This is a genomic window from Psychrobacter sp. 1U2 (assembly GCF_051847575.1).
In genome coordinates this window covers 1-536 of record NZ_JBPYDC010001723.1, presented here as the reverse complement: position 1 = coordinate 536, position 536 = coordinate 1, and the positions used below count along the sequence as shown (strand labels likewise).

The 536-nt window shown below is 40.7% G+C and carries 1 protein-coding gene; it reads right to left on the bottom strand.

All coding sequences use genetic code 11. The features are described 5' to 3' along the window. Positions 1 to 41: 41 nt before the first annotated feature. Positions 42 to 536: glutamate ligase domain-containing protein (locus ACS8FD_RS24075; protein ID WP_439277700.1), on the bottom strand; the 495-nt coding region annotated here is incomplete at its 5' end.

Genomic DNA, 536 nt, shown 5'->3' with positions numbered 1-536 from the left:
ATTTATAAGCAAAACAATCATTTATCGTCTTAATAGGCGAATTAACCAAGCGTATTATCAGCTTTAGTGTCCGTAACCAATTGCGTTACTAACTCACTAAAGTAATCGCCACGAGCGGCGTAACCACTAAACTGATCAAAGCTTGCACATGCAGGTGATAATAACACTGCTTGTACTTGCGACAAACTGCTACTAGTCACGTGCTGAATAGCAGTAAAAGCATTTTTTAGTGTCTGACATTGCTTAAGTAGCACATCACTACTTAGCTTGGCTACACGTAAATGCTGCTCAATTTGCTGGCTATCTTCCCCAATCAATAAAACCTGACTGACATATTGATTAATAAAGGGTGCCAATTCACCAAACTGTTGACCTTTGCCTTGACCTCCTAAGATCAAAAGTAGCTTACCATCTTTGGCCGCATACACTGCACCCAAACCTTTGATAGCAGCGATGGTCGAGCCAATATTGGTACCCTTAGAGTCGTTAAAGTAATCAATCCCTCTAACCGTTTCGATATACTGACAACGATGATC